The sequence below is a fragment of the Bdellovibrio bacteriovorus genome (genome assembly GCF_025558485.1).
GTDB classification, from domain to species: Bacteria; Bdellovibrionota; Bdellovibrionia; order Bdellovibrionales; family Bdellovibrionaceae; genus Bdellovibrio; species Bdellovibrio bacteriovorus_G.
This window is the reverse complement of record NZ_CP102930.1, coordinates 665,783-689,459: the sequence shown is the minus strand read 5'-3', so window position 1 is coordinate 689,459 and position 23,677 is coordinate 665,783. Positions and strand designations below refer to the sequence as shown.

Annotated in this window: 23 protein-coding genes; 12 read left to right on the top strand and 11 right to left on the bottom strand. The window is 48.9% G+C overall.

All coding sequences use genetic code 11. The features are described from left to right. Positions 1–29: 29 nt before the first annotated feature. Complete coding sequence (locus tag EZJ49_RS03530) at positions 30–1,610, bottom strand: S8/S53 family peptidase (RefSeq protein ID WP_262554390.1); 1,581 nt, start codon at positions 1,608–1,610, stop codon at positions 30–32. 206 nt (positions 1,611–1,816) lie between these two features. After that, positions 1,817–2,215 (bottom strand): hypothetical protein, encoded by a 399-nt coding sequence (locus tag EZJ49_RS03525; RefSeq protein ID WP_262554388.1) that lies wholly within the window; start codon positions 2,213–2,215, stop codon positions 1,817–1,819. A gap of 129 nt (positions 2,216–2,344) precedes the next feature. Here EZJ49_RS03525 and tsaA point away from each other — a divergent pair, with 129 nt between their 5' ends. From tsaA to EZJ49_RS03495, 6 genes are all read left to right on the top strand, one after another. Further along, positions 2,345–3,052 carry a tRNA (N6-threonylcarbamoyladenosine(37)-N6)-methyltransferase TrmO gene (gene tsaA, locus EZJ49_RS03520; RefSeq protein ID WP_262554386.1) on the top strand — a complete coding sequence of 236 codons (708 nt, stop codon included), beginning with the start codon at positions 2,345–2,347 and terminating at the stop codon, positions 3,050–3,052. A 65-nt stretch (positions 3,053–3,117) separates the two neighbouring features. Then, complete coding sequence (locus tag EZJ49_RS03515) at positions 3,118–4,101, top strand: isopenicillin N synthase family dioxygenase (RefSeq protein WP_262554384.1); 984 nt, start codon at positions 3,118–3,120, stop codon at positions 4,099–4,101. 125 nt (positions 4,102–4,226) lie between these two features. Then, positions 4,227–4,706, top strand: coding sequence for a hypothetical protein (locus EZJ49_RS03510; RefSeq protein ID WP_262554383.1), 480 nt, complete (start codon positions 4,227–4,229; stop codon positions 4,704–4,706). Positions 4,707–4,714: 8 nt separating this feature from the next. Beyond that, positions 4,715–5,479, top strand: a complete 765-nt coding sequence (locus EZJ49_RS03505) for a hypothetical protein (RefSeq protein WP_262554381.1) — start codon at positions 4,715–4,717, stop codon at positions 5,477–5,479. An 11-nt stretch (positions 5,480–5,490) separates the two neighbouring features. Next, complete coding sequence (locus EZJ49_RS03500) at positions 5,491–5,919, top strand: VOC family protein (RefSeq protein WP_262554380.1); 429 nt, start codon at positions 5,491–5,493, stop codon at positions 5,917–5,919. A gap of 131 nt (positions 5,920–6,050) precedes the next feature. Next, on the top strand, positions 6,051–6,584 hold the full coding sequence (locus tag EZJ49_RS03495) for a hypothetical protein (protein ID WP_262554378.1): 534 nt from the start codon (positions 6,051–6,053) through the stop codon (positions 6,582–6,584). 67 nt (positions 6,585–6,651) lie between these two features. On the opposite strand, the gene EZJ49_RS03490 is transcribed toward EZJ49_RS03495, so the two are convergent. Both EZJ49_RS03490 and EZJ49_RS03485 read right to left on the bottom strand, forming a co-directional pair. Next, positions 6,652–9,330 (bottom strand): valine--tRNA ligase, encoded by a 2,679-nt coding sequence (locus EZJ49_RS03490; RefSeq protein ID WP_262554376.1) that lies wholly within the window; start codon positions 9,328–9,330, stop codon positions 6,652–6,654. A 203-nt stretch (positions 9,331–9,533) separates the two neighbouring features. Continuing rightward, positions 9,534–10,514 (bottom strand): OprO/OprP family phosphate-selective porin, encoded by a 981-nt coding sequence (locus EZJ49_RS03485; RefSeq protein ID WP_262554374.1) that lies wholly within the window; start codon positions 10,512–10,514, stop codon positions 9,534–9,536. A gap of 112 nt (positions 10,515–10,626) precedes the next feature. On the opposite strand from EZJ49_RS03485, the gene EZJ49_RS03480 reads away from it, so the two are divergent. Continuing rightward, positions 10,627–12,690, top strand: coding sequence for an efflux RND transporter permease subunit (locus EZJ49_RS03480; RefSeq protein WP_262554372.1), 2,064 nt, complete (start codon positions 10,627–10,629; stop codon positions 12,688–12,690). Positions 12,691–12,750: 60 nt separating this feature from the next. Beyond that, on the top strand, positions 12,751–13,113 hold the full coding sequence (locus EZJ49_RS03475) for a 4a-hydroxytetrahydrobiopterin dehydratase (protein WP_262554371.1): 363 nt from the start codon (positions 12,751–12,753) through the stop codon (positions 13,111–13,113). Here EZJ49_RS03475 and EZJ49_RS03470 read toward each other — a convergent pair. Continuing rightward, a complete protein-coding gene (locus tag EZJ49_RS03470; RefSeq protein WP_262554369.1) occupies positions 13,110–13,979 on the bottom strand; it encodes a DUF72 domain-containing protein in 870 nt (289 codons plus the stop codon). The two genes, EZJ49_RS03475 and EZJ49_RS03470, sit on opposite strands and share 4 nt — an antisense overlap. 162 nt (positions 13,980–14,141) lie before the next feature. Between EZJ49_RS03470 and EZJ49_RS03465 the strand changes: the two genes are divergently transcribed. Together EZJ49_RS03465 and EZJ49_RS03460 are read left to right on the top strand one after the other, a co-directional pair. Next, complete coding sequence (locus tag EZJ49_RS03465; RefSeq protein WP_262554367.1) at positions 14,142–14,693, top strand: hypothetical protein; 552 nt, start codon at positions 14,142–14,144, stop codon at positions 14,691–14,693. A gap of 127 nt (positions 14,694–14,820) precedes the next feature. After that, positions 14,821–15,618, top strand: a complete 798-nt coding sequence (locus tag EZJ49_RS03460) for a hypothetical protein (RefSeq protein ID WP_262554365.1) — start codon at positions 14,821–14,823, stop codon at positions 15,616–15,618. Between the two features lie 69 nt (positions 15,619–15,687). On the opposite strand, the gene EZJ49_RS03455 is transcribed toward EZJ49_RS03460, so the two are convergent. From EZJ49_RS03455 to EZJ49_RS03430, 6 genes are all read right to left on the bottom strand, one after another. Then, positions 15,688–16,857 (bottom strand): glycosyltransferase, encoded by a 1,170-nt coding sequence (locus EZJ49_RS03455; RefSeq protein ID WP_262554364.1) that lies wholly within the window; start codon positions 16,855–16,857, stop codon positions 15,688–15,690. Next, on the bottom strand, positions 16,854–18,056 hold the full coding sequence (locus EZJ49_RS03450) for a cytochrome P450 (RefSeq protein WP_262554362.1): 1,203 nt from the start codon (positions 18,054–18,056) through the stop codon (positions 16,854–16,856). Before EZJ49_RS03450 ends, EZJ49_RS03455 begins: the two co-directional genes overlap by 4 nt. Continuing rightward, positions 18,053–18,847: a TauD/TfdA dioxygenase family protein gene (locus tag EZJ49_RS03445; RefSeq protein ID WP_262554361.1), complete on the bottom strand. Its 795-nt coding sequence runs from the start codon at positions 18,845–18,847 to the stop codon at positions 18,053–18,055. The genes EZJ49_RS03450 and EZJ49_RS03445 overlap by 4 nt, the downstream gene beginning before the upstream one ends. After that, the gene (locus EZJ49_RS03440) at positions 18,844–19,794 is read right to left on the bottom strand and encodes an isocyanide synthase family protein (protein WP_262554360.1); all 951 of its coding nucleotides are present in this window, start codon (positions 19,792–19,794) and stop codon (positions 18,844–18,846) included. The genes EZJ49_RS03445 and EZJ49_RS03440 overlap by 4 nt, the downstream gene beginning before the upstream one ends. 98 nt (positions 19,795–19,892) lie before the next feature. After that, entirely contained in the window at positions 19,893–20,735 is an 843-nt protein-coding gene (locus EZJ49_RS03435; protein ID WP_262554358.1) for a LysR family transcriptional regulator, read from the bottom strand. 64 nt (positions 20,736–20,799) lie between these two features. Beyond that, positions 20,800–21,660: a S1 family peptidase gene (locus EZJ49_RS03430; protein WP_262554356.1), complete on the bottom strand. Its 861-nt coding sequence runs from the start codon at positions 21,658–21,660 to the stop codon at positions 20,800–20,802. A 128-nt stretch (positions 21,661–21,788) separates the two neighbouring features. Between EZJ49_RS03430 and EZJ49_RS03425 the strand changes: the two genes are divergently transcribed. After that, positions 21,789–22,577 carry a S1 family peptidase gene (locus EZJ49_RS03425; protein WP_262554354.1) on the top strand — a complete coding sequence of 263 codons (789 nt, stop codon included), beginning with the start codon at positions 21,789–21,791 and terminating at the stop codon, positions 22,575–22,577. Positions 22,578–22,719: 142 nt separating this feature from the next. After that, positions 22,720–23,667, top strand: coding sequence for a DUF438 domain-containing protein (locus EZJ49_RS03420; protein WP_262554353.1), 948 nt, complete (start codon positions 22,720–22,722; stop codon positions 23,665–23,667). Positions 23,668–23,677 lie beyond the last annotated feature (10 nt).

The window sequence follows — 23,677 nt, the reverse complement described above, 5'->3', positions numbered from 1 at the left end:
CAATGCCATTTTGCAGTAAGAGTCCAATACTAAAGATGGAAGTTCTTTCCATTCACCGGAGTCGGGCGACACAGACCGGCTTCCAGTGGACGCTGGAAAACTTCTACCGCACCCGCAGGAATAATTGCTCTGCGAGGATAGATGGCATATCCGCCTTGAGGCATCGCCACGATCATGTCGTTCAAAAGGTTGCGACGCAATTGTGTATTTAAAAGAATTGGATCAAATGGAACCATCACACGGATGGCGGCCGTTGTTTGCACAGGCACACCGCCACGGCCGACAACATCACGAATTTGTTCCGGCAGGGGATTGAAGGCCACATCCACAAAGCAATTTGGTCCTGTCGGGCCGAATCCCAAAAGATTCAGGGAAAGCCCGCGCTGCTCCCAATTGTGTTTTGAGCTGACCGCATTCAACAGATCCACACGAGTCATGCGTGGTTCACGTGATTTCAAAAGACCCAAGCCGGCAGCGACAATCGCCGCTGAATTAGAGCTGCCACGATATTCAGTGCCGTCTTCCAGTTTCAAAGAGGAGGGGGCCAAAAGATCCGGCTTATCACGGAAGAAGGAGGTGGAAGAGCGATCAGAATCACTTGCACCGACAGTGATCACTGTGGGATTGTCGGCCGGATTCAGCAAGGTTTCACCACGAGAGTGAGAAGGCATCATCAAACCTTCGCCATCCGCTGTGATACGCAGTTGGTCGCGTTGAGTGAAGTTGTTAGAGCGATTTTTCACACGCAGGAAATAAAGACCCGGTTGCAAATCCACAGAAATGATTTCGCGCGGATATTTGGAAAAACCCGGACGACCTTCATTGCGGTTGTCGGATTGTTTCAAGGCGCTGTTCTGAATCACGTTCAGCATATCATCCGTCAAAGCCAGATCCAGATCTTTGTTGGTGCCTTCTTCAACATCATCTTTGAAATCATTCCAGGAAAGAACAATCTTTGCCGGACACTTCCTGCCAGCAGCAGCCTGACAGCGCAAAGCCAGGGCATTATTCTGATCCGGCATTTGCACCCAATTGTCGTGGCCAGTCGTGATCGGCCCATTGTAAGTGGTCAGAGCAAAATTCCCCGCCGCATTCACCCAAATGACACCAGCACGAGTGGCGCGATTGACTTCCGCATTGATGAAACCACCGCCGTCAAAGTTGCCACCGTATTCCCAAACTTCAGAATAAAGAACCAGATCATACTGACGGGCAATCACATCATCGATAGCGGCCTTAAAGTTAGAAAAACCAAAAGCATTATAAAGCGTCAGCTCGGGCATCCACTGAGTGGCCTTCATATCATTGGTCATCATGGAAATCAGAATCTGTGCCATCTTCAACCCATGCACAACCTTCAGATTCTCAGGATTCGCAACAGGCCCCGCCACATAACGAGTCCCGACCGGCAAAGTCCTGCCAATTTCTTTTTCATACCCAAAGAAGCCTTTATCAAGAACTGCAACCTTCAACTTACGCCCAGGATTCTGAGCCGCATAAAACGGAGCAAAGCCCAAAGAATTTTTCAGCAGATCTGTATTGGCAAAAGGTTTAGATGCAAAAGCTGTTGTCACACCAAGCATCAAAGCGAAAAACACAAAAAATTTCATAATAGTTCCTCCGAGGACTTTCTTCGAAGTGCAAGAACCAGGACTTGCTTCAGCCCTTAGGAATGGGGATCTCCGCTGGAATCGACCTCCAGCCAGCGGACGCGTTGGCCGCTCAAAGAGCGGACAGGCTGGCGAGGGCAGGAGCCCGTGTCGATGCAAGCGGAGATCCCCATTCCTAAGGGCGGCCAGGAAGGCCGCCGTTATTTTTACCAGTAGTAATTAGAATAGTAATAGTAAGAATAGTATCCGTAGTTGTACGTGTAGCACGGTCTGTACCAGCTACCATACCAGTAAACATAGCTGTAGTAGTTGTAACCACTATAGAAGTACCAGCTGGAAGCTCCACCGTCCTGATCCAACTCGTGACGAACATTCGCCGCTTGTTCAAAAGAACCGGTTTGCGCCAGAACCTGGGCTTGTTCATTGCTTGTCACTGCGGATTCAGATGCTAGTACGGCAGTCTGGTTGTTGCGGTTGTCCACGCGGATCACGACCGTGCCGTTCATGGATTGATTGGTGACGGAAGATTCGTTATCCAGTTCACCGGCAAATGCAAAGCTTGTTGCTCCCAAAGTCAGAGCAGCTACCAAAATAAGCTGTTTCATATTTGAAGCCTCCTAATGGCTGTTTGTTTTGCCTCTTTCTTATGCTTTCAAAGGCCCATGTCATCTGAAAAGAGCCTGTAATTCGAAAGTCCTTGACGCATAACGTTCCGCAAAGGTACGGGCTAGCTTATGGAACCGATTGGCTACTTAGAGTCTTGTTTTAAAGATAAATTTGGAACGCCGCGACAGCCTGGCTTAGTGAAGCAGGCTCAGGCGCGTTTGAAGATTCGTGCGGATCTTCAGCCCGAAGAGTCTTTGCAGGGGCTTGAAGGCTTCAGTCATGTCTGGCTGATCTGGATTTTCCATCAGAACAAAGTGGCTCGTTTCCATTCCAAAGTGCATCCACCTCGTCTGGGCGGGGAAAGCATGGGATTGTTTGCGACTCGCACGCCTCATCGTCCGAATCCTATTGGTTTGTCTTTGGTGGAACTGGTGAAGGTGGAAAAAGACGGTATCATCGTGGCTGGCGCGGACCTGGTCGATGGGACGCCTATTTTGGACATCAAACCCTATCTGCCTGAAGTGGAAGCTATTCCCACTGCGAAAACAGGCTGGCCCGCAGAGATCGCCAAAACCCCCATCGAAGTGACCTTTGACGACAAAGCCGAGCAACTTTTACAGCAGTGGCAGAGCCAAAATCCGGACAAGGCCTTGCGAGAAATTATCGAAGAGACCTTAAAGCTGGACCCGCGCCCTGTGGTTTATAGAGGATTTGAAGAGGGAAATTCGCCCTATAGAAGCTCTCACGCTGTCAGATTGTTTGACGGGGATATTCATTTCAGGTTTGAAAGTCCCGGCCACGTGCGGGTGCTCGATATTCTTTTTACGCATAATTAGTTGCTGTTGCCTTTTATTTGCGCAGCAGGCTACAGTCCGAGCTGAACCAATACAAGGGAGGAATCGTGAGAACAACGGAAACTGCTTCTCATTCTGAAAACAGCACTCTTCGTAAAGTGCCAACATTGAGCCTTGCAAGTTACACCAAAGGAACCGGCGCTGAGCGCTCTGAGTTCATCGACAAGCTCTTCACTGGTCTAAAAGAATATGGCTTCATTATTCTTAAAGATCACAACGTCAAAGCTGAAGATCTGCATAAAGCCTACGACATTCTTAAAAATTTCTACGCTCTTCCCACTGAAGTTAAAAAATCCTATATTTCTCCCAAAGCGGGCTTCCAGCGTGGATACACTCCGTTTGGTCAGGAACATGCCAAGGATTCTCCGGTCATGGACCTGAAAGAGTTCTGGCACGTGGGTCGTGAGCTTGCCGAAGGGAACGCATTGAAAGCGGTTTACCCGGCAAATGTTTGGCCTTCAGAACTGCCGGAGTTCCAAACACATTTCGCAAAGCTTTATGCGGCCTTGGAAGAGGCAGGCGATGTGATGCTGGAAGCATTGACGATGCCGTTGGAAGTTGAAAAAGATTTCTTCGCTAAAATGACGAAAGATGGAAATTCCATCTTAAGACTTCTGCACTATCCGCCGATTCCTGAAGGGGTTGATCCTCGTTGTGTTCGCGCGGCGGCTCACGAAGACATCAACTTCATTACAATTCTTCCAGCTGCGACCGCTTCCGGTTTGCAGTTGAAAGACCGTGACGGCACTTGGTTGGATATTGAATCTGAACCGGACACTTTGATCGTGGACGTCGGCGATATGCTGGCTCGTTTGACCAACGATGTTTTGCCTTCCACCACTCATCGTGTGATCAATCCGCAGGATGGCACGAATCAAAGCCGTTATTCCATGCCGTTCTTCATGCACCCGCATCCGGATGCAATGCTTAGCTGCTTGCCATCTTGTAAAGGGACAGGCGCCAAGTACCCTGATATTACTGGTCAGGATTTCTTGATGCAGCGACTGCGCGAGATTGGTCTGTTAAAGTAAGCCCAAACTTGTCACCACAGCTGAAATGACTTCAAGAAGGGGATCTGAAAAGATCCCTTTCTTGCGTTTTTAGCCTGTCGCCGAATAAAAGAAGTCACCTGACGAATTTCACATGAGGGGGAATCATGCGATATTTGATGTTTGTGGTGATGCTTCTGGTGGCTCTATGGTCGGTGGAAGGTTATACGTTGAACTCTCCGCAGGAAGGGCAAATGAGCTTCCGTATTCAATCCCTGGGTGCGCGGGGATATGAATATTCGTCTCTGTGGAATCCTCTTACGCAGGTGGCACTTTTGCGAATAGGGTTGGTGCTGTCCAAGGCGGATGTCGAACTGATCAATCAGTCGATTTCTTTCGGTACCGCCAGCGAAGTGCTGTTTGAATCCAACGATTCTCAGTCCAATCAATCCTGTCAGCAGGTCAGTCAATGGCATTTTGAATATGAACCGGGGCTGCCAAACTATCTGATGTATGTGGCGTTGAAAGGTCCCGGGTGCGCTCGCGTAGCCAAGTACTTTGATAATCTACAGGTTAAGTTAAGATTCCGAGGAATTTCGCTGCCGCAGTTTGTACCCATTGACGTCTCTGTCAATATCAGTCGATAACTGAGGGTATGAATAAGAAATCAGCTTTGTTTTTAGGTCTTATCGTCGCTATTGTTCTTATTATTTCCTATTGCCACACGCGCAGAGATGCCGGGCCTGAAGGCACAGAGCCAGCTCCGGAAACGCTGGGCACTCCGGCAGAACAGATCACGGAAGCTCAGAACTTTGTAAAGGCCGAGCCTCCGCCAATGGAGGCGCCAGCTGCGGCTGCAAGTTCCGGCTTTCTGCCGACTGAAATGGAAGATCCGCACAAGTTTGAACTATATCAGCAGAAAATCAAAGAAATGGGCGCCTGCCTGAATATGATTGTTAAGCCTCTGGACCCGGGTGTGGAAGTGAACTTTGATACTTTCAATCAGTCCATCAATGAGGATCTGGGGGACATCGTGACTCAGGATGAGGAGTGGGTGACCACGGATCTTCGCACCAAGGACGGGGAACTTCGTCGTCTGTATCTGGAAAGAATGGGCGATCCTGAGGGATCGCGTTCCTTGCAGTACTTTGCTTATGCGTCGGATGGATCGCGCAAGGAACTGCCTTTATCCAAGGAACAAAAAATCAACCCTACCGAAACCTTGTTAGCCAGCCTGGAAGCCGATGGCGAGGTGGTGGGGCGTTCTGTGTCGCGCAGAATATTCTATCAAAATGGGGATGATCTTTTGCTGGTGGAAAAAAATGGCAAAATCTTTTCTTTCCAGTTGGTGCATGAGGGTACTTCTTATCGCTGCACCGGGGCTGATAAATCCTCGACCTTCCAGTGTCAGTGCAAATAAAGGAGAAATAAGTGGAAACAAATGAGTTGCATAGAGGCCGTTTGATTGATCACCTTCAGTTGGTGGTTGCGGATCTTGAAAAAAGTAAGAAGTTTTATTCAGCGGTTTTGGGATCTTTGGGGATTTCTATGGGTGGCGAAGGCCCGGGTTTTTTCTGGTGTGACGAGCTGTTTATTTCAGCCGTTGATAGTCAGGCCAGCGCGGGGAAGCTGACTGGCAGAACGCACTTGGCATTTCAGGCGCAGGATCGCGATGCTGTAAAGAAATTCTATGAAGCCGGTTTGGCCTCTGGAGGCAAAGACAACGGTGGTCCGGGTGAACGTCCTTATCATCCGGGCTACTACGCGGCCTTCCTTTTGGACCCGGATGGGAATAATATTGAGGCAGTTTTCCACGGTCCGGCGAACAGGTCTGCAGACTCGATTAAGATCACATTTTAAAACCTGCAAGCGCAGTCTAAATGTCAGACTACAGTAAGGGTCTTTTGCTTTGGCAAAGGGCCCTTTGCTTTCTTGTTCGTGTGAAAAGGGACTTTTAAAATAAGATGTCCTGCACAAACAAGGAGGTTTGTATGAATCGAGATCGTTGGTATCGGGAGGATTCCCGCAGACGAGATCCAGAGCGCGATTACGGCGAATTCATGGATGAATACTCACGGCCCCGCCACGAATCCCAGATGCCGGATGACTATCGCGATTACCGCGACCGCAGTGATCCAAGGCCTTCCAATTACACTAGGGGTGGCCATGGTTCATCCCGACGGGGTGAGCGATATGACGAATATCAGCAGCGTCAGCGTCGCCGCGATGAATTTGACAATCGTGATTATCACATGAATCGGGACTATGTGCGGGGGGATTGGGAGGCGGATGAAGCCTACAATCAATCCGACTGGTCTCCGCGAGATTCATTCGAGGCGGAAAGACGAGCCAATGGCTATCGTCATTCTTTTGAGGCCTCTCATCCGCAAATGGATCCGCATTTTGACCGTCATTTTGATTATCGTTATGGCAGCGATGACATTGATTTTGACAGTCGTGAAGAACGAGCAGAACCACGCCGCCGACATCATCGCCATTCGCGACGGGCGCGCCGCGGGTATTGATTTTTGGGCAAAAAAAATCCTCCGTGGTTTTGAATCACGGAGGATTTGTCTTTTTAGGAATTCTTTTTTACTGGAAACGGGTCAAAGCGTCGCGCAGTGAATCCAGTTGAACTTTGGATTGCGCCAACAAAGCACGGTCTGCTGCGATCACATCTTCATCCGCATTTGCCACAAATTTTTCGTTGGAAAGTTTGCCGGTCAGCATGCCGATGTCGCGAGTCAGCTTTTCGATGGATTTGTTGATGCGTTTGATTTCCTCATCAAAGTCCACCAGGCCTTCCAATGGGATGATCACTTTCACACTGGCATCCTTAACCACCACCGGAGCCACGGCACATTTCATCATGTCGCCTTCAGGGCCGATTTCCATGTTTTCAAGGCGGCCCATTGTCATCAGGGCGGTGCGGTTGTTACCCAGAATTTTCTGAGTCTGATCATTGGTCACACCCAGACGGACATTCAGTTTCACAGCCGGACTGATGCGGTTTTCTCCGCGGATGTTACGGATGGCAGTGATCACTTCCTTCACGATATCGATTTCCAAAGCGGCTTGGCTTGAACCCAAGGACAGGAAGTCTTTGTCGTTACGGACATTTGGGTATTGATCCATGATGCACGCTTCGCCTTTGATTGGCAGCTTCTGATAGATTTCTTCAGAAATAAACGGTGTGAATGGATGCAACAAACGGGTGATGCGGTTTAGAACCTGCGCAATCACTAGTTGAGTTGCCGCTTTTTCTTCAGCGTTATTGCCATTCAGGATCGGTTTTGTGAACTCGATATACCAGTCACAGAACTGATTCCAGATGAACTGATAAAGCGCCATGGAAGCGTCAGAGAATCTTTCCTGCTCCATCGCTTCTTCGACTTCTTTGGTCACTTCCGCAAGTTTGGTGATGATCCACTGATCAAACACGCTGATGTGCGCCTGATTTGGCAGGGCCTTCACGCCTTCCGCCGGAGCTTTGAAGTCCGACAGATTGGAAAGGGCAAAGCGAGCCGCATTCCAGATTTTGTTCATAAAGTTACGATAGCCTTCAAGGCGCTGTTCACTGAACTTGAAGTCTTTTCCAGAGAACAAGTGCGCCGCAAACGTGAAGCGCAAAGCATCGGCGCCGTGCTTTTCAATCATTTCCACCGGATCAATGGAGTTCCCCAAAGACTTGGACATCTTGCGACCTTGAGAGTCGCGCACCAGACCGTGGATGTAAACCGTGCGGAATGGAACGTCCCTTTGGAATTCCAGACCCATCATGATCATGCGGGCCACCCAGAAGAAGATGATATCGTGACCCGTTACCAGATAGCTGGTTGGGTAGAATGTTTTCAAGGTCTCAGTTTCGTTTGGCCAGCCCATTGTGGAAAACGGCCACAAAGCAGAACTAAACCAAGTGTCCAGAACGTCGTCGTCCTGATGCAATTTGGTGCTGCCACATTTTTCACAAGTGGCGGCATCGGATTCGCTGACAGTTTGGTGATTGCAATCAGCACAATACCAAACCGGAATACGGTGACCCCACCACAACTGACGGGAAATACACCAGTCTTCGATGTTGTTCAGCCAGTGCAGGTAAACTTTTGTCCAGGACTCCGGTTCAAAACGGATGGTGCCGCTTTCGACCACGCGTTTTGCCGGTGTGGCCAAGGCTTCCATTTTTACGAACCATTGTTCGGACAGGAAAGGCTCAACAACGGCGCCGGAACGAGAGCAGTGACCCACAGAGTGAACGTGAGGTTCTTCTTTTGCCAGCAGGTTTTGGGCTTTCAGGTCTTCCAGAATGCGTTTGCGAGCCTCTTGAACCTTCAGGCCCTTGTAAACGCCGGCATTTTCGTTCAATTCAGCTTTTTTAGTCAGGATATTGATGAATTCCAGATTGTGCGATTTACCGATTTTGTAATCGTTGAAATCATGAGCTGGAGTGATCTTCACCACGCCCGAACCAAACTCTTTATCCACGTAGGTGTCTGCGATGATCTTGATCTTTCTGTTGATCAAAGGGATCAGAACATTTTTGCCGATCAGGTGTTTGTAGCGTTCATCTTCAGGATGAACACACAACGCAGAATCTCCCAGCATTGTTTCCGGACGTGTTGTTGCCACAGTCAGGAAGCCGGAGCCGTCTTCAAGAGAATAATTGATATGGTACAAGGAACCTTTGATCTGCTTGTGTTCAACTTCCAGATCTGAGATTGCAGTTTCCAAAGGACCCGACCAGTTCACCAGACGCTGACCGCGGTAGATCAGGCCTTTTTTATGCAAAGACACGAAGACTTTGCGAACAGCTTTGGAAACGCCTTCGTCCAATGTGAAAACAGCGCGATCCCAGTCACAGGAATCCCCCAGGCGACGCATTTGATTGTAAATGCGGTTACCGTATTGATGTTTCCAATCCCAAACTTTTTCCACGAACTTTTCGCGGCCCAAATCATGACGAGTGATATTTTCTTTTTTCAATTCACGCTCAACCACAGATTGAGTCGCGATTCCGGCGTGATCTGTTCCCGGCAGCCACATGGTGTTGTAGCCATTCATTCTTTTCCAGCGAATCAGCATATCCTGAATCGTGTGATCCAAAGCATGACCCATGTGCAGGAAGCCTGTGACGTTCGGTGGAGGAAGGATGATGGAAAACGGAGGTTTGGTGGATTGATCCTGGGCTTTGAAGTAGCCGTTTTTTTCCCACCATTCATAAGTGCGAGATTCAACATCTGCGGGATTGTAACGATCTGATAACTGCTCTGACATTTGTAAAGACCTCTGCAGGTTTAAGGACATGAAATGCTTACGTTTTTAACCCTTAGAGGCTAACAAATTCAAGCTTTTTGGGATAGGGCCAAATGGAGGAACTGGGTCAAAGTGCCCTTCAGGGCTTTTGCGGTGGGGTGCGGTGCGAAAAAAAGGGAGGCTCGGAAGCCTCCCTCGATCTAAGTCCTAGTTGTGACTGTATCTTACTTCAAGAAATCTGCCATCAAACGAGCGCCCAGAACGATTTCCTGGCTGGTGATGTCGTCGCCAGTTTCAGGCTCTTCTTTCACGTTGTTGTAGGCCAGGTGGTAACGGAAGTTTGTGTCTGTGTATGGTTTGTACTCAAGAACCGCGCCATAACCGATGAACTTGTTGGTTGCTGTGCCACCGATTTCGATTTTTTCTTCGGAAGTCTGGAACTCAAGACGAGGTGTCCATTTTTCCCAACCGGAGTATGCAAATTTCGCCACGATGGAAGTGACAGTGTCTTTGTCGCCGGAAGCGTCTTCTTTGAACTCAGACATCAGGTAGTCCGCAGAGAACATCCAAGGATTGGCGTTCCACATCACACCTGCTGCCATCAATTGGTGTTTGTCACCATCTGCCGGGCCGTTCATGGTGTGGTAGGAAAGGTTGGTCATGAAGGCTTTGTCCATGAAGGCGCCTCTCCAGATCGCGCCCATCAGGCTGGAGTTTTGTTCGGCAGCTACCCCAGAGGCACGTACCGGAGTGGCTTCATCTGTTGCCAGCAAGGTGATGTTTTGATCAGCAAAGGTGAAAGTCCCTTTAACACCAGTCATATAAAGAAGATCGGTGGTGCCGATGTTGTGGCCAGTGCCCGCCGCCGTTGCCGCACGAGTCGCAAGGTCTCCGTTAGGTCCTTTCAAAGTGTAGAACTGAGAAGTCAGATAAAGATCCGCACCGCTGGTTGCACCTTCGAAACCACCGATATCGGAATTCACTTTACCCACGCTCAAAGAGAACATGTCAGACATTTTGTGAGTCAGGAAAGCGTACTCAACAGCCGTTTGTGTGCTATCAACACCTGTGGTGGCATCCTTGTTGAAAGCCAAGCGCACGCGGAAGGACAAATCGTCCGTCGCCTTGCCTTGATAGTCCAGGCGGCCTGTTTTGAAGTAGAACTTTGTAAAGTCCTTCAATGCAGAGTCTCTGTAGTCGCTCATAGGAATATCTCACCACCACGCATTAAATCTGGCAAGGTGTATTTAGGAATCGCGTTAAAAAAGCTCTTCGTTTGTTGCGAAGAGCTTTTTGTTTTTTGATTCTTAAAGATTAGTGCTTTGTTGGCTGTTTCTGGGCTCGTGGTCTTCAACCGTCAACGTGCTTTTGGCCATTCCGACCTCGGTTCTGGGAAGCTTCATTATTCTGTATTTCGCAGGCTTCACCTTGAACATCTTTACGCTGATGGGACTCAGTCTTGCCATCGGGATTGTCGTGGATGATGCCATCATGGTTTTGGAAAATATCATCCGCCATTTGGAAATGGGTAAAAGCAAGCGCGAAGCCGCTTTGATTGGTGCGCGTGAAATTACTTTTGCGGCAATGGCAGCCTCGGTTTCATTGGTGGCGATTTTCCTTCCAATTGCCTTTATGGAAGGTCTGATCGGTCGCTTCCTGTTCCAGTTTGGTGTGACCATGAGTGCGGCGGTGATGATCTCATTACTGGAAGCTTTGACGCTGACACCGATGCGTGCGTCACAGTTTGTGGAATCTGGAGAAAGAACCACGCGCTTGGGGCGTGCTTTTGAATCCCTGTTTGATCGTCTGCACGGCGCTTACACTAAAACCCTGGAAGTTTCTTTGAATCACCGCTGGAAGGTGATCGGGGCCTCCTTGGTGTTCTTTATCTTCAGCTTTGGTTCGGTGGCCTTTCTTAAAGGGGAATTCCAGCCCTCACAGGATCAAAGTTCCCTGATGGTTCAGATCAGCAATCCCCCGAAGTCCGCTATTTCATTTACTGATGAAAAGGTGAAAGTGATCGAGGATTTCCTGTTAAGCCGTTCAGAGGTGAATTCCACCTTCGTGGCTGCCGGGGGGTTCACTGGTGGTGAGGCAAATAATGCGATCGTGTTTGTGGATTTGAAGCCCAAAGGCCAGCGTGGCAAGTCGGCTGAAAAAGGGCATGAACTAAGTCAGCAGGAATTCATCGAAGTGGTGCGTGACTATCTGAATAAGACCATTCCGGAATCCAAGCCGCAGGTACAGGACCCGTCAACCCAGGGCTTTGGCGGCGGGGGCGGAAAGGGCTTCCCCGTGGAGTTCAGTATTCAGGGACCTGACTGGGCGAAACTGGGTGAGTTTTCTGAACAAATTGTGGAAGAGCTAAAAACCAGCAAAGTCATGACAGATGTCAGCTCTGATTATCAGGCGGGTGCGCCGGAAGTGCAGATTATTCCAAACCGTCAGAAGGCGGCGGATCGCGGTGTTAGTGTTATTGCCATCGGCGAAGTCTTAAATGCCATGATGGGTGGTGTGGTTGTGGGAAGCTACGAAAAAGGCGGCCACCGCTATGACATCCGCGTGAAAATGAAAGAAAACGGCAAAAATCCTCAGGAACGTATTCGTGAATTGAAGGTGCGTAATAACCGTGGGGAACTGGTGCCGATTGCCTCGGTCGTGGATATTAAAGAGGCCTCTGTGGCTTCTAGTATTTCCCGTAAAAACCGTCAGCGTTCGATTATCATCTACGGTAACATGGGGCAGGGACTAAGCCAGCAGCAATCCATGGAAAAAGCACAGGAAGTGGCGCGAAAGATTCTGCCCGCAGAATACAAAGTGGTCCTGAGCGGTTCTGCCGAGGAATTCCAGCAGAGCTTTATCAGCTTGTTGTTTGCTCTGGTACTGGGATTTGTCGTGGCTTACATGATTCTGGCATCGCAGTTTAACAGCTTTATCGACCCGGTGACGGTGTTTATGGCGTTGCCATTTAGTTTCTCCGGAGCGTTCTTGGCGCTGTGGATTGGCGGGCAGTCCTTGAATATCTTCAGTATGATCGGCTTGATTTTGCTGATGGGTATTGTGAAGAAGAATTCGATTTTGCTGGTGGACTTCACCAATCAGCGTCGGGATGCGGAAAAGGTACATGTTCATCAGGCTTTGCTTGAGGCATGCCCGACGCGTTTGCGCCCGATTCTGATGACATCCTTTGCGACCATCGCTGGAGCTGTGCCAGCTGCCATGAGTCTGGGGCCCGGAGCGGAAGCGCGTCAGCCGATGGCGATTGCCGTTATCGGGGGTGTTTTGGTTTCCACATTCCTGACTTTGTATGTGGTTCCTTGCGTTTACAGTCTATTCGCAAGATTTGACCGCCGCGAAGTTCAGGTGGCACATGAGAAATAACAAATTGAGAGCCCTCGCGGACTGAGGGACAATGGGGGTTCTTGGAAAGGGGCCCCCACCATGATCAGTCAAACCGATTTGCTTAGAAAGCGCAGCCATCCTGTTGACCAGGCTTTGGCGCCAGAAGAAATTGATCAGTACCTGACTATTTTAGATGGCTGGGTTTTAATGGGTCCGCATATCGCCAAGACCTTCCATTTCACCAACTACTATCAAACGATGGCTTTTGTAAATGCCATCGCCTATGTGGCCCACACGGAAGATCATCATCCGGAACTGGAAGTTTCCTATAATCGCTGTCTGGTGAAGTTCAATACTCATTCAGTCAATGAGGGGTTCGGCGGGCTTTCCGAAAATGACTTTATCTGTGCCGCCAAAGTGGATGCGGTTGCCTCTAATCAGTATGCGCCGGTGTCTCATTAAAGAGTGAGCTTTTGTAGCTGCTGGGCATCCAGAGGGGCTTTGATTTTTAGATCATTATCGAAATAAATAAAGGCTGTTTTAAGGTCAGGGACTTCTTTGGGGTCAGTTAAATTCTGTGCATGGCTGGGTATTTTGTGATGGGACCAGTCTTGCAGTCTTTGTGCCCAGAACTTCAAAGCATTTCTATCATAGCCGTTGTCATAGAATGTTTCATCGCCATGCAGACGCAGATAGATGAAATCGCTGGTGATGTCCTCCATATAGGGCCATTTGCCCGCAGTATCGGCAAACACCAAGGCCACCTGATATTTGCGTAAAAGATCAATGAAAGCCGGATTTTCAAAGCTGTGATGACGAACCTCCAAAGCATGGCGCAAGGGTTGGGCTGAGTGAATAATATCGTTCGGGTAAGTGGGGGTAAAACGCCGGGAATTTTTGGCCAGACTTGCGGCTTCGCTGACTGTTTTTGGCAACAGGCTGAAAAAGGTTTCCAGTCGTGGAAGTTTGTCTTCATTGAAGACAAAACTGGGAGGCAACTGCCAAAGAATACAGCCCAGTTTTTCTTTTAAAAGTAAAACCCCAGAGGCTAAAAAGTTAAACAAAGGTTCTTCAACGTCCTTAAGACGGTTGATATGCGTGATATACTGCGGGCCTTTCACAGAAAAAATAAAGTTCGCAGGAGTTTCATTGTACCAGTGCTGGTAAGTGGACGGCTTTTGATAGGAATAAAAAGAGCCATTGATCTCAATGGACGTTAAACACCGGCTGGCATGAAAGAGCTCCTTCTTTTGTGGAAGGTCTTCAGGATAAAACGTTTTTCGCCACGGAGGATAAACCCATCCGGATGTGCCTATGCGAATTTCCATTCTTCAAGTGATAGCTCATTGCAGGATGGATAATAACTTAAAATACCGTTTCTGATTAAGAAACATGCCCGTCAAACAGTATCTTGCAGTCCTGCATTAAGAGCAAAAATTTGACGTTCTTAAGAGAGAATTTTAAGCTTTTCAAACTCATATGGAGGAAATATGCGTTCTATAGTTTTTGCTCTTGTTGCTTTGGTTTTGGCAGGATGTGCTTCTCAACACAAAGCCAAGGATGTTGATACGAAGGTGGATATGTCGGCTCCCGTGCGTGGAGATTCTGTTGTCGGCGTTAAAGACGGAGATATGGTTTATCAGCGCAAAGTGGCAATGAACGAAGAACTGCGTCGTTTGGAACTGGATGTTTACAATTTGGAAGCCAATGTGTTTGGCGGTCCTCGTTATTTGGACAACCGTGGCCTGTATGGAGTTTTGCGTGATTGCCGGGTGCAGCTGGGCGATGTAAAAAATGGCGGTGACGGCAAGGTGCGCTGGACGGAATCCCGCGAGTATGTGACTCCGGATGACGATTTTTCGTCTATCGGTGTTGAAGATAAAAAACGTATCGTGGGTGTTTCTGAAGAGTTCCTGAAAGATCGCATGAACCGTTTCCGTGGGTATAAATCAACCCTGGAAAAGCGTCAGGATGAATACGAAACCAAAGTTAAAGTCTGCCAGATGGAACTGACTTCACAGAAACAAAGAGCCTCGCAATAGCGGGGTTTTTTCTTTTTTGTAAGGAAGATCGTGCCCTGGTAGTTGGATTGAATTTATTTAATTCTTGTATCTTTGACCCCAAGCGGGGTCTTCTTTAAAACTGGTCTCCAAACAAGGAGATATTTCAGTGAAACCATTGATTCAAAAAACTTTGTCTTTCTTATTGGTGGGATCTTCTCTGGCGGTTGCCGCCGGGCTTATTTCTAAAGAAGAGGTAAATAAAAGAGTCTCTGCCATAGTGGCCCCTTACAATAATCAAACCACAGCAATGGATATTCAGTTTACCGATCTTTTGGTGAATGACGTGCGAGCCCTGGATTTCGGCGTCAAGGTCGCCATCAAAAAGAAAGGTCCGGAAAATGAGCTGGCGCTGACTATCGAAAATGCGAAATACCAGTACGGCGATGGCAGTGCTCCCACAGCCACGGCGGATCTGGTGATGCAGACGGATCTGAAAAAAGCTTTCGGACAGGAAACGCTGGATCAGTTCGGCGAGGAACTGGACAAGGTCGCGCAGGAATTGGCGGCTGATTATATCAAGAAATACGGCGAAGCCGCTGTTTTGGATATTGTCATGGAAGACGTTCAGAAAGATCAGCAGGGTCATTTGAAGTCCGTCAGCATGCGCATGAATGCGACAATTGATATGACCAAACTGCCAGCTGATTTGAAGGCGGAGGATGTTGAAGTGCGCTCTATTCAGGCGGCCTTGCATATTTCAACTGCGGGTGCCCGCGGAAATATTCAAGTGGTCATCAATCCGGCCTATAAAGGTTTTGCTTCCGAGCAGACCGGAATGAAAGAGCTGATCGAAAAACTTCTTAGTGATGATCGTGAAACCTATGATAGTCTGGCTAAGATCGTTGAATCTTTGGATGGCTTTGCGAATTGGTTCGTAAACCAAAAAGCGGAAGACGAACAATAATTATAGAAATTGCAAAAGGCCCCCTCTTTTTGCCTGTCCTGCAAATGGACACATTGAGAGGGGGCTTTTTTATATTGCCATTGTTTCTTCAATCAACTGCGCTGCTTTTATAGAACCGTTTTGTTGATAGTCCTGAGCCACTGCCTTCACTTGTTGGTGGAGTTCATGATTTTCGAGCATGTCGATAATCGCTTTACGAATTTCTGGGATCATGGCTGTTCGCAGGTTGATAGACTGGCCTGTTCCGCTTTTCTCGACAAAATAAGCTTGATGGGCTTGATCGTTGCAGATTGGGAAGACCAGCAGGGGAGTTCCAGCGCGCAGACCTTCCATGATCGAGTTGGCTCCGCCATGTGTGATAAATAAAGAAGCCTGGGGCAGAATATCCAACTGAGGGGCATAACGATAAAAGCGACACTGGGATGTGTTTTTCCAGCCCGGCTCGTCAATCAAATCACCAATGGATATTTCCAAATGAACTGGCAGGTCTTGGACAGCGGCGGTAATTTTTTTGAAAAGTTCAGGATAATAAAATACCTGACTTCCAAAAGACACGTAAATGGTTGTGAGTCCATCGACCGGGCTGTAGGTTCCGGCAGAATCACCCCGATCACGAAGGGGGACCGACGGACCGACAAGCTGCACTCCTGCCGGCGGCGATTTGATAAAGGACTTTGTGGCAAAGGTGATATTCAACCACGGGGACAGGCAGTCCACGGCGCGAAAGCGCAGACTTTCAGCGCCTAATGACTGAAACAGTTGCTGGCGGTCGTGGTCAAGGCTGCGCACTATATCCAGAACATCACTTTGCAAGTCGTCTGGAATCACCGAGGTCAAGGAGCTGGACATTGAAACCCAGGGAAGTTTTAGATTGTGAGCCGCAATGATTGCCGCATAGTTCATCGGATCTGCGACCACAACATCAGGTTGGTGCACTTTAAGCCATTTTTGTACAAGAGGAACCTGTTCTTTGATGCCCTTTAAAAAGAAGGTTTGAATGATAGAGCGATGCAGGGCGCGGTTTTCAATCATCTCCACCAAGGAACGTCCGCGGGGACTGCCTTGATCTGCTTGAACCAGCTTCCCACAGAAGGGGATGCCTGCTTTTTTCATTTGTCCTTCCAGATTTCCGGCAGAGATCACCGTCACATCATGACCGCGGTCCAGCAGGGCTTGTGCTGGCCCGATATAAGGATTGATATGCCCCTGATCAGAAAGAAGGCAGAAAACTATTTTCATAAAGACTCCGTGGTCAGATGCAGGTTTTCAAAACCGGAAAACGCCAGGCTTTGATGTTTGCGCAAAGAGACCTGTGAGGTGTCCAAAGAAAGATCCGGGAAATCTTGTAGCAGGCGAGTAAACAGACGTTGCATCTGAATGCGTCCCAGTCGGGCCCCCAGACAGTAATGAATGCCAGCACCGTAAGACAAATGGGGATTGCGATCGCGGTTCAGAACAAATTCATGAGGCTTGGTAAAGACATTGTCGTCCCGGTTGACTGCGTGATTTGCGACGAACACCAACTGGCCAGCTTTGATAGAAGCCCCGTTTAAGGTCATATCCTTCTTTGCAATACGGAAAATAAAGTTCACGGACGGGTCCAGGCGAGTTGCCTCCTCGATGGCTTTTTCCAAGAGGCCCGGATTTTGTACCAGATCCCGCCAGATATTATTTTGCAAGAATGTATGAAGATTGTTGCAGATCTGATCGGTCGTTGTGACAGTGCCAGCCACCAACATTATTGCGGCCTGAGACACGACCTCGTCATCATCCAGACTTCCTTGCGAGCGCAGCAAGTGGCTGATGAAGTCGTCCTGTGGTTGTTCCCGGCGCTCTTGCATCAGTTGTTTGAAGTAATCGCGCAAGTGGGCAGCCCCGGAGTCCGCATTGAAAGCATCCAGTTCCAGATTGTCAGAGGCTCCGCCAAAAAATTGGGTCATATGATTGGACCACAAATAGAAATCTTTGCGTTTGTCTGTTGGAATAGAAAATAAATCCGCCAGAACGATATTCGGTAGTGGCAGGGCCACCTTTTCCACAAAGTCGAAACTGAATGTGCGAGGTAGCTGATTGATCAGCTCATTAACAACCGCATCGACCTGAGGCAGAAAGCGATCCAGAATATGATCGGTGATCCCGGAATTTCCCAAACGGCGCCGCGCTGTATGGTGGGGGGGATCACTGGTGACCATCATCTTTTTCACTACCCCGAAGAAGTTGGAAACTTTGGCAAACGGGCAGCCTGATATCTTGGCCATAAAGAACGAAGATCGATCGGCACTGAAGTCAGGGCTTTTCAGAACCCCCTGGGCCAGTTCATGATCTGTGAGGACCCAGATTTGTTCCGCTTCAGCCCAGAAGACCGGCCCCTGGGATTTCAGAAAATGAGCAAAACTTTCCGGTGAAGACGACATTTTACGGTGATAAAGATCGGTCATAGGGAGGTCTCCTTAATAAGCTGAATGCGACGCAAATGGCGGGGGCAATTCTTTTCAAAGGCGGTTCGTCCGTGAATCAGTGAATGGTTGTCGGCGAAAAGAAGATCCCCGGCTTGCCATTGGTGTTTATAACAGTATTCGGCTGCATATATTTTCTGGACCATGTCGCTGAGAAAATGAGGATGCAGTGAAAGATCTCCACCGCTGATTTTCAGGCTTACGGGGTTGAGTTCGGTTTCCACGGGTTCTGCAAAACGCAAGATAGGGGCTTGTGTGATGGGATGCTTTTGCACCAACGGGGCTTTGATTGATCCGCCATAGTGCGCTTTTTTGTCGGTTTGATATTGCAACTCCAGTAAGGCCCAGTGGTTACGAATCTCTTCGGAAGCTTCCTGATAAAGAGGTTCTGTATTGGTAAAAAGTGTTTCTCCCCCAGCGGCTTCGTTGGGGGCCTGCACGCAGGAAAAAACCAGATAGTCGGGAACCTGATGAAAAGCTCCATCCCAGTGGAACGGTACTTTTTCCCGGGAAAAAAGATAGTTCTGCGGGTTCTGGTCTTCTTTCATTTCCATGACAGGGCCAAAGCTCCATTCCAGGGGGCGCATTTCTGAAATACCTGCACAGAATGCCAGAAATTGATCACGGGCCGGGGCTGAAATTCCCCGGATGACCACCAGCTTGTGCTGGTGCAAAAGTTCTTTGACGGTGGCAATGGACAACTGCGCCAACCCGGTTGTGTGGTCATCGGAAACTAACATCATACCGAAGGGATTCAGGGACACCTGTTTCATAGGGCCTCCATTGCCGCTTGGGAAGTTGGCAGGAAGTAGTAAGGATATTTTTCGGCAGCATAGGTCAGAACACCTCCTGCGGCTTCGACTTGAGATCGCGGTGCCAGATAGTAATCGTGTCCGTCAAAAACTGTGACTGAATGCCAGGGTGTACGCCAAAGGTCTGACGACGGCAGCAGACGAATTCCAATTTTTATGGAATGTAAAGGCTGCGGATGAATAGACAGGCGCAGGGAGTTGGCGAACTTTTTTTCCACCAGACGACTCCAGGCATTGGATCGGCGGATCACCTCATACGCCAAATCTTTGGCATGTTCGCGCAGAGAGGTTCGGGACTTTTCAGGATACAGAGCTGTTTGATCTTCGAACATAAAGCGGTGGATTCCATTGAACATGGAACGAGCTTCGGCATCTTTTAAAGTGCGCTGGCGAATCGTTGCCACGGGCTCGGCAAATTCGGTGGTCAGGCGCTGCCTCATTAAATCGTAATTGTGGGAAGAAAAAACATCATCCAGACTGAAGGTGGAAAGGTGGGTCAGATCATGATCCCGCAGAATTTCTTTGATTTCGCGCCCGTACACATCGACAGCGCCATCACTGACTTCAACCACATCGCTAAAGACGCGTCCGTCTGAGCAAATCGTGATATGAGCGCCAGCAGGGTAAATGTTTTGGATGTGCTCGCAGAGACTTTGCAGTTTTTTAAGAGCCAGGACTTCGCCATAGTCCGGGCGGTTAGTGACTGTCTTTTGTGGATTTGGGGATTTGGCCGGAAACGCGGGCAGAATCATATGCACGGGCTTTCCGTCGCGAATAAAGCTGTCGATCTTTTCTAACTGCTGCGCCCGGATTTTGAGAATCTCACTTTGCAAGTTCGTTTCATCGGGAAGAGCTATGACATTGCGGATTTCAAAAACCAGATTCAGTATTTGTTCGGACAGGGACATACAAACCTCCTAGAGAACAGACTTGTTTCTAGGAGATTTCACATATTGGGTAAAATAATAAGGACCTATTTATGATATAGGTAAAAACCTATATATGCTTACAGACAGTCTTTGGCGATCTCAATCAGGGTTTTGGCGGCTCGGGAGGTCATGACTTCCTTGCGGTAAGCGACAAAAAGCTCGTCCTTAAATGCCGGAAGCTTCGCGTCCACCACGGTCAGCTGGTGCCCACCTTCACTTTGAGCCACGCGTGTCGGCAAAACTCCGTAGCCAGCGCCCGAGGCCACCATACATTGAACCACCTCCAGATTGGGGGTTGGTACAAAGTGCGTGAAATCCAAAGAGGGCCTTTTAAGACGTTTTAAAATCCATTGGGTCTGTGCCAGATCCGGATCGCCGAAAAGAATTTTTCCGGTGCGGTGACGACTTTGAAAGACCGTCACATGGTCGTCGCAGATTTTTCTCAGAACCAGATCGGGATGATTGGCAGGATTGATAACCAATCCCAGATCGACTTTGAAATTGATGATTGATTCCGTGATGTGGCGGGAAAGGTCATGCACCAGTTCAATTTCAATGCGCGGAGCCCGACGGGAAAGTTCTTTGAAAAACTTCGGCAAGGTATAGCGGGCCACGGAAGGGTGCACTCCCAGACGGAACTTCCCCTGAAGCTCGTGTTCATCCTGCTGAGCTTCCTTTTGCAGACTGGCCCAGGATTCCAGTAAAGTCATAATCTGGCCTGAGATGCGCAAGCCCGGCTTGGTCAGGCGAACTCCGGTGCGGGTGCGGATCAATAGCTGTGCGCCGACTGCGGACTCAAGCTTATGAATAGACTGGGTCAGGGTGGGTTGGGAAATCCCGATGCGTTCAGCGGCACGAGAGATGTTTAACGTGCGAGAAACTTCCAGAAAGTATTCCAGATCCGTAGCGCTAGGTAACATTGGATTATCCTTTCAAATGGGGAATCCAATATAGTCTAAAACCTATGGTCATTACTTTGCAGTATTATTTACTGCCAGTCAGAACCTTTTTAATCCAAGGCAGGGCATAGGAAACGGCGGCATAGCCTCCGACTGAAGACCCCTTGGCGCGGAATCCAGAGCAGGCAGAACCCCAACTGACAACGCCGACTTGAACATAGAGGTTGTCCCGCTGAAGAAATACGGGCCCGCCACTGTCGCCGGGGCAGGAGGATTTCAGATGTTGATAGGTTTCGATGCACAGGGTTTCAGGGCCTAGTTCATAGCCTCTTTTTTTGGGAAAATCGTCTTGTGCGCAAAGAGCGCGGGGTAAAAGTGGGGCCTCCAGCTTTTGCAACCACGGACTTTCTTTGTGCCCCTCGCTGTCGGTCAACCCCCAGCCAGTCACCAGAACTTTCTGCGTGGAGCTTCCCAAGTCCAGATCATTCAAAGCCAAGGGGACAATGTCCGTGACAGCTTCTGAAAGTTCGATCAATGCGATGTCAGCCTTGGGCCAGGCAAAATCAGGGTGAGTCTGGATAGAGCGGATTTTCAAAGGATGTCCATCTTTACCGGACTGTTCAATGCCGCCGATAAAGAGCATTAACTTGCTGGGAGCCACAATGCGCTGGCGGGTTTCCGATTCATCTTCCAAAACACAGTGCGCGGCCGTCAGCACCCAACGGGAGGCAATCAAACTGCCGCCACAGTGATGGGATACATAGTCTTCTTTGGGATCATTGAACCAGATGTTGACCATAAACGGGAACTCGCCCAAAACAGTTGGGGACCCACCGATAATGCCATTCGCAAAGGCAGCTTTTTGAGCCTCCGGGCGCTGTGCCGGTTGGCAGGAGGTCAGGGTAAGGAGCAGAATTGGAAGAAAGAAAAGGCTGCGATACGACATGTCCCTCGTCATATTCGAGTCCGGTCCGGACTTCACACTAAATATTCGATCGCAAGGAGGGTCTGAATATTTTTCCAGGCTTTCTCGAGGTCGTTTGGGAACCCGGACGGGAATGATAGAACAACCATATGAAAACAGGTCTTTTATCATTGTTGTTGCTGGTCCCGGCTTTGTCCTGGGGTGTGGTGGGTGGTCGTACTATTACGGATGGCTCTTATCGCCAAACGGTGGCTTTGACCTTCAAAGAATCCTCCGCGCAACTTCAAGGTGAAACGTATTGCAGTGGAACTTTGATCGGACCTCGTCTGGTTTTGACGGCGGCCCACTGTATTTCACTGGGAGCCAAGGCTTTTAAAACACCGGTGGAAGAGTTTCCTCAAAAAATCTGGATTTATATTGGTGATTCGACAGACCCGCAGTCACATCCGTGGGTGACACCGCAATTGAAAGTGGCCCGGGCCCATGTGCATCCTCAGCCGGACATTCCTCGTGGCGATCTGGCTTTGTTGGTGTTGGAGCAGGATGTGGATCTGGTAGAGTATCAGATTCAGTCGGCTCCGATGACTTTGGCGAATAAAGACATGATCGGTCGTGAGCTGACTCACGTCGGCTATGGAATGACTGTTCATCAGGGCGTGAAAGGGACAAAGGCTTCCGTTAGCCTGCCTTTGCGTGCCATCACAGGATACAGCGGATTGGAAATCGGCAAGATTTTTGAACCGGGCCCGGGGGCATGTCATGGGGACTCTGGTGGCAGTGCATATTTGCTGGATAAAGACGGTCAGGTGAAGTTTGTGGGTGTGGAAACATCTATTTCCAATCACCCATGCGGAGAAGCGGCCACTTACTTTATCCCGGTGTCGCAAGAAATGTTCATCTGGATTCGCGGTGCTGTTTCATTGCCACTCTTTGAATAGACGCGGGCATGCCTTCAAGGGGCAGTATTACAACATGAGTTATGTGACACATCCTTAATGGGGAATCGTAGAAAAATGATCTGAATCAAGGAGTCCCGCAAGCATTGGCGTTAGTCTGTCAGCATAGATAGAGGTTCGGTCGATGCATTACCCAAAACTTCCTGACTACATTACAGGACTTCCTGAAAACCATTCTTTAAGGGTTTACTTTGAAGAAAATGAGTTTATCAAAAAGCTGCTGGTGGAGCTGCAAATGGCCTCCCCTGTTCAGGACTTTCAGAAATTCATCAATGTCTTTAATCACGTTTGCGCAATTGAAAAACGCTATGCCCGCAAGGAAAACCAACTGTTTCCGTTTCTGGAAAAACGCGGCTGGTATGGTCCCAGTCAGGGAATGTGGGCGTTTCATGACAGTATTCGCGACATCATTCGTGCGATCCGCGTGCAAATAGAAAGTAAAGACATCGCCAGCGTGACTGAAAATATCCGCATTCTGATTGAGAACATGCACCACATGATTCATGTGGAGGAAAACCGCCTGTTCCCCAATGCCTTACAACTGTTGCAGCCTGAAGACTGGGACGCAATGATTGCGGGGGATGAAGAGATTGGCTGGGTCGATCAGGACCGTCGAGTGACAAAAGAGCAGCCTGAGAAAACAACCGGTCCCCTGGATCTTTCAAAGCTGAAAATGGACGAAGGGTTTTTGAACTTAGAACAGATTAATCTGATATTGAAATTCCTTCCTGTGGATGTGACCTTTGTGGATGAAAATGACAAGGTGGCTTTTTACAACCGGGGTGAAGAGCGGGTGTTTCCGCGCAGCGCGGGGGTGATAGGACGCGAAGTTCGTTTCTGTCATCCTCCGAAAAGTGTTGATACCGTTTTGCGCATTCTGGAGGAATTTAAAGCCGGTCGGAAAGACGAGGCCGAGTTTTGGATTCAGTTCAAGGGGCGCACCATTCACATCAGATACTTTGCGGTTCGCGATAAAGAGAAAAACTACAAAGGCGTTTTGGAAATGTCCCAGGACATCACCGACATTCAGAAAATTCAGGGAGAAAAAAGACTGTTGAGCTGGGATCAATAGCCTTGTCCTT

Excerpts from the sequence above, each read along its gene's own strand:
- EZJ49_RS03440 (WP_262554360.1), bottom strand. The coding sequence starts at position 19,794 with ATGTCCCTGTCCGAACAAATACTGAATCTGGTTTTTGAAATCCGCAAT.
- EZJ49_RS03430 (WP_262554356.1), bottom strand. The coding sequence starts at position 21,660 with ATGTCGTATCGCAGCCTTTTCTTTCTTCCAATTCTGCTCCTTACCCTG.
- EZJ49_RS03495 (WP_262554378.1), top strand. The coding sequence starts at position 6,051 with ATGAATCGAGATCGTTGGTATCGGGAGGATTCCCGCAGACGAGATCCA.
- EZJ49_RS03470 (WP_262554369.1), bottom strand. The coding sequence starts at position 13,979 with ATGGAAATTCGCATAGGCACATCCGGATGGGTTTATCCTCCGTGGCGA.
- EZJ49_RS03510 (WP_262554383.1), top strand. The coding sequence starts at position 4,227 with ATGCGATATTTGATGTTTGTGGTGATGCTTCTGGTGGCTCTATGGTCG.
- EZJ49_RS03435 (WP_262554358.1), bottom strand. The coding sequence starts at position 20,735 with ATGTTACCTAGCGCTACGGATCTGGAATACTTTCTGGAAGTTTCTCGC.
- EZJ49_RS03465 (WP_262554367.1), top strand. The coding sequence starts at position 14,142 with ATGCGTTCTATAGTTTTTGCTCTTGTTGCTTTGGTTTTGGCAGGATGT.
- EZJ49_RS03490 (WP_262554376.1), bottom strand. The coding sequence starts at position 9,330 with ATGTCAGAGCAGTTATCAGATCGTTACAATCCCGCAGATGTTGAATCT.
- EZJ49_RS03485 (WP_262554374.1), bottom strand. The coding sequence starts at position 10,514 with ATGAGCGACTACAGAGACTCTGCATTGAAGGACTTTACAAAGTTCTAC.
- EZJ49_RS03425 (WP_262554354.1), top strand. The coding sequence starts at position 21,789 with ATGAAAACAGGTCTTTTATCATTGTTGTTGCTGGTCCCGGCTTTGTCC.
- EZJ49_RS03530 (WP_262554390.1), bottom strand. The coding sequence starts at position 1,610 with ATGAAATTTTTTGTGTTTTTCGCTTTGATGCTTGGTGTGACAACAGCT.
- EZJ49_RS03455 (WP_262554364.1), bottom strand. The coding sequence starts at position 16,857 with ATGAAAATAGTTTTCTGCCTTCTTTCTGATCAGGGGCATATCAATCCT.
- EZJ49_RS03475 (WP_262554371.1), top strand. The coding sequence starts at position 12,751 with ATGATCAGTCAAACCGATTTGCTTAGAAAGCGCAGCCATCCTGTTGAC.
- EZJ49_RS03505 (WP_262554381.1), top strand. The coding sequence starts at position 4,715 with ATGAATAAGAAATCAGCTTTGTTTTTAGGTCTTATCGTCGCTATTGTT.
- tsaA (WP_262554386.1), top strand. The coding sequence starts at position 2,345 with ATGGAACCGATTGGCTACTTAGAGTCTTGTTTTAAAGATAAATTTGGA.
- EZJ49_RS03420 (WP_262554353.1), top strand. The coding sequence starts at position 22,720 with ATGCATTACCCAAAACTTCCTGACTACATTACAGGACTTCCTGAAAAC.
- EZJ49_RS03450 (WP_262554362.1), bottom strand. The coding sequence starts at position 18,056 with ATGACCGATCTTTATCACCGTAAAATGTCGTCTTCACCGGAAAGTTTT.
- EZJ49_RS03525 (WP_262554388.1), bottom strand. The coding sequence starts at position 2,215 with ATGAAACAGCTTATTTTGGTAGCTGCTCTGACTTTGGGAGCAACAAGC.
- EZJ49_RS03445 (WP_262554361.1), bottom strand. The coding sequence starts at position 18,847 with ATGAAACAGGTGTCCCTGAATCCCTTCGGTATGATGTTAGTTTCCGAT.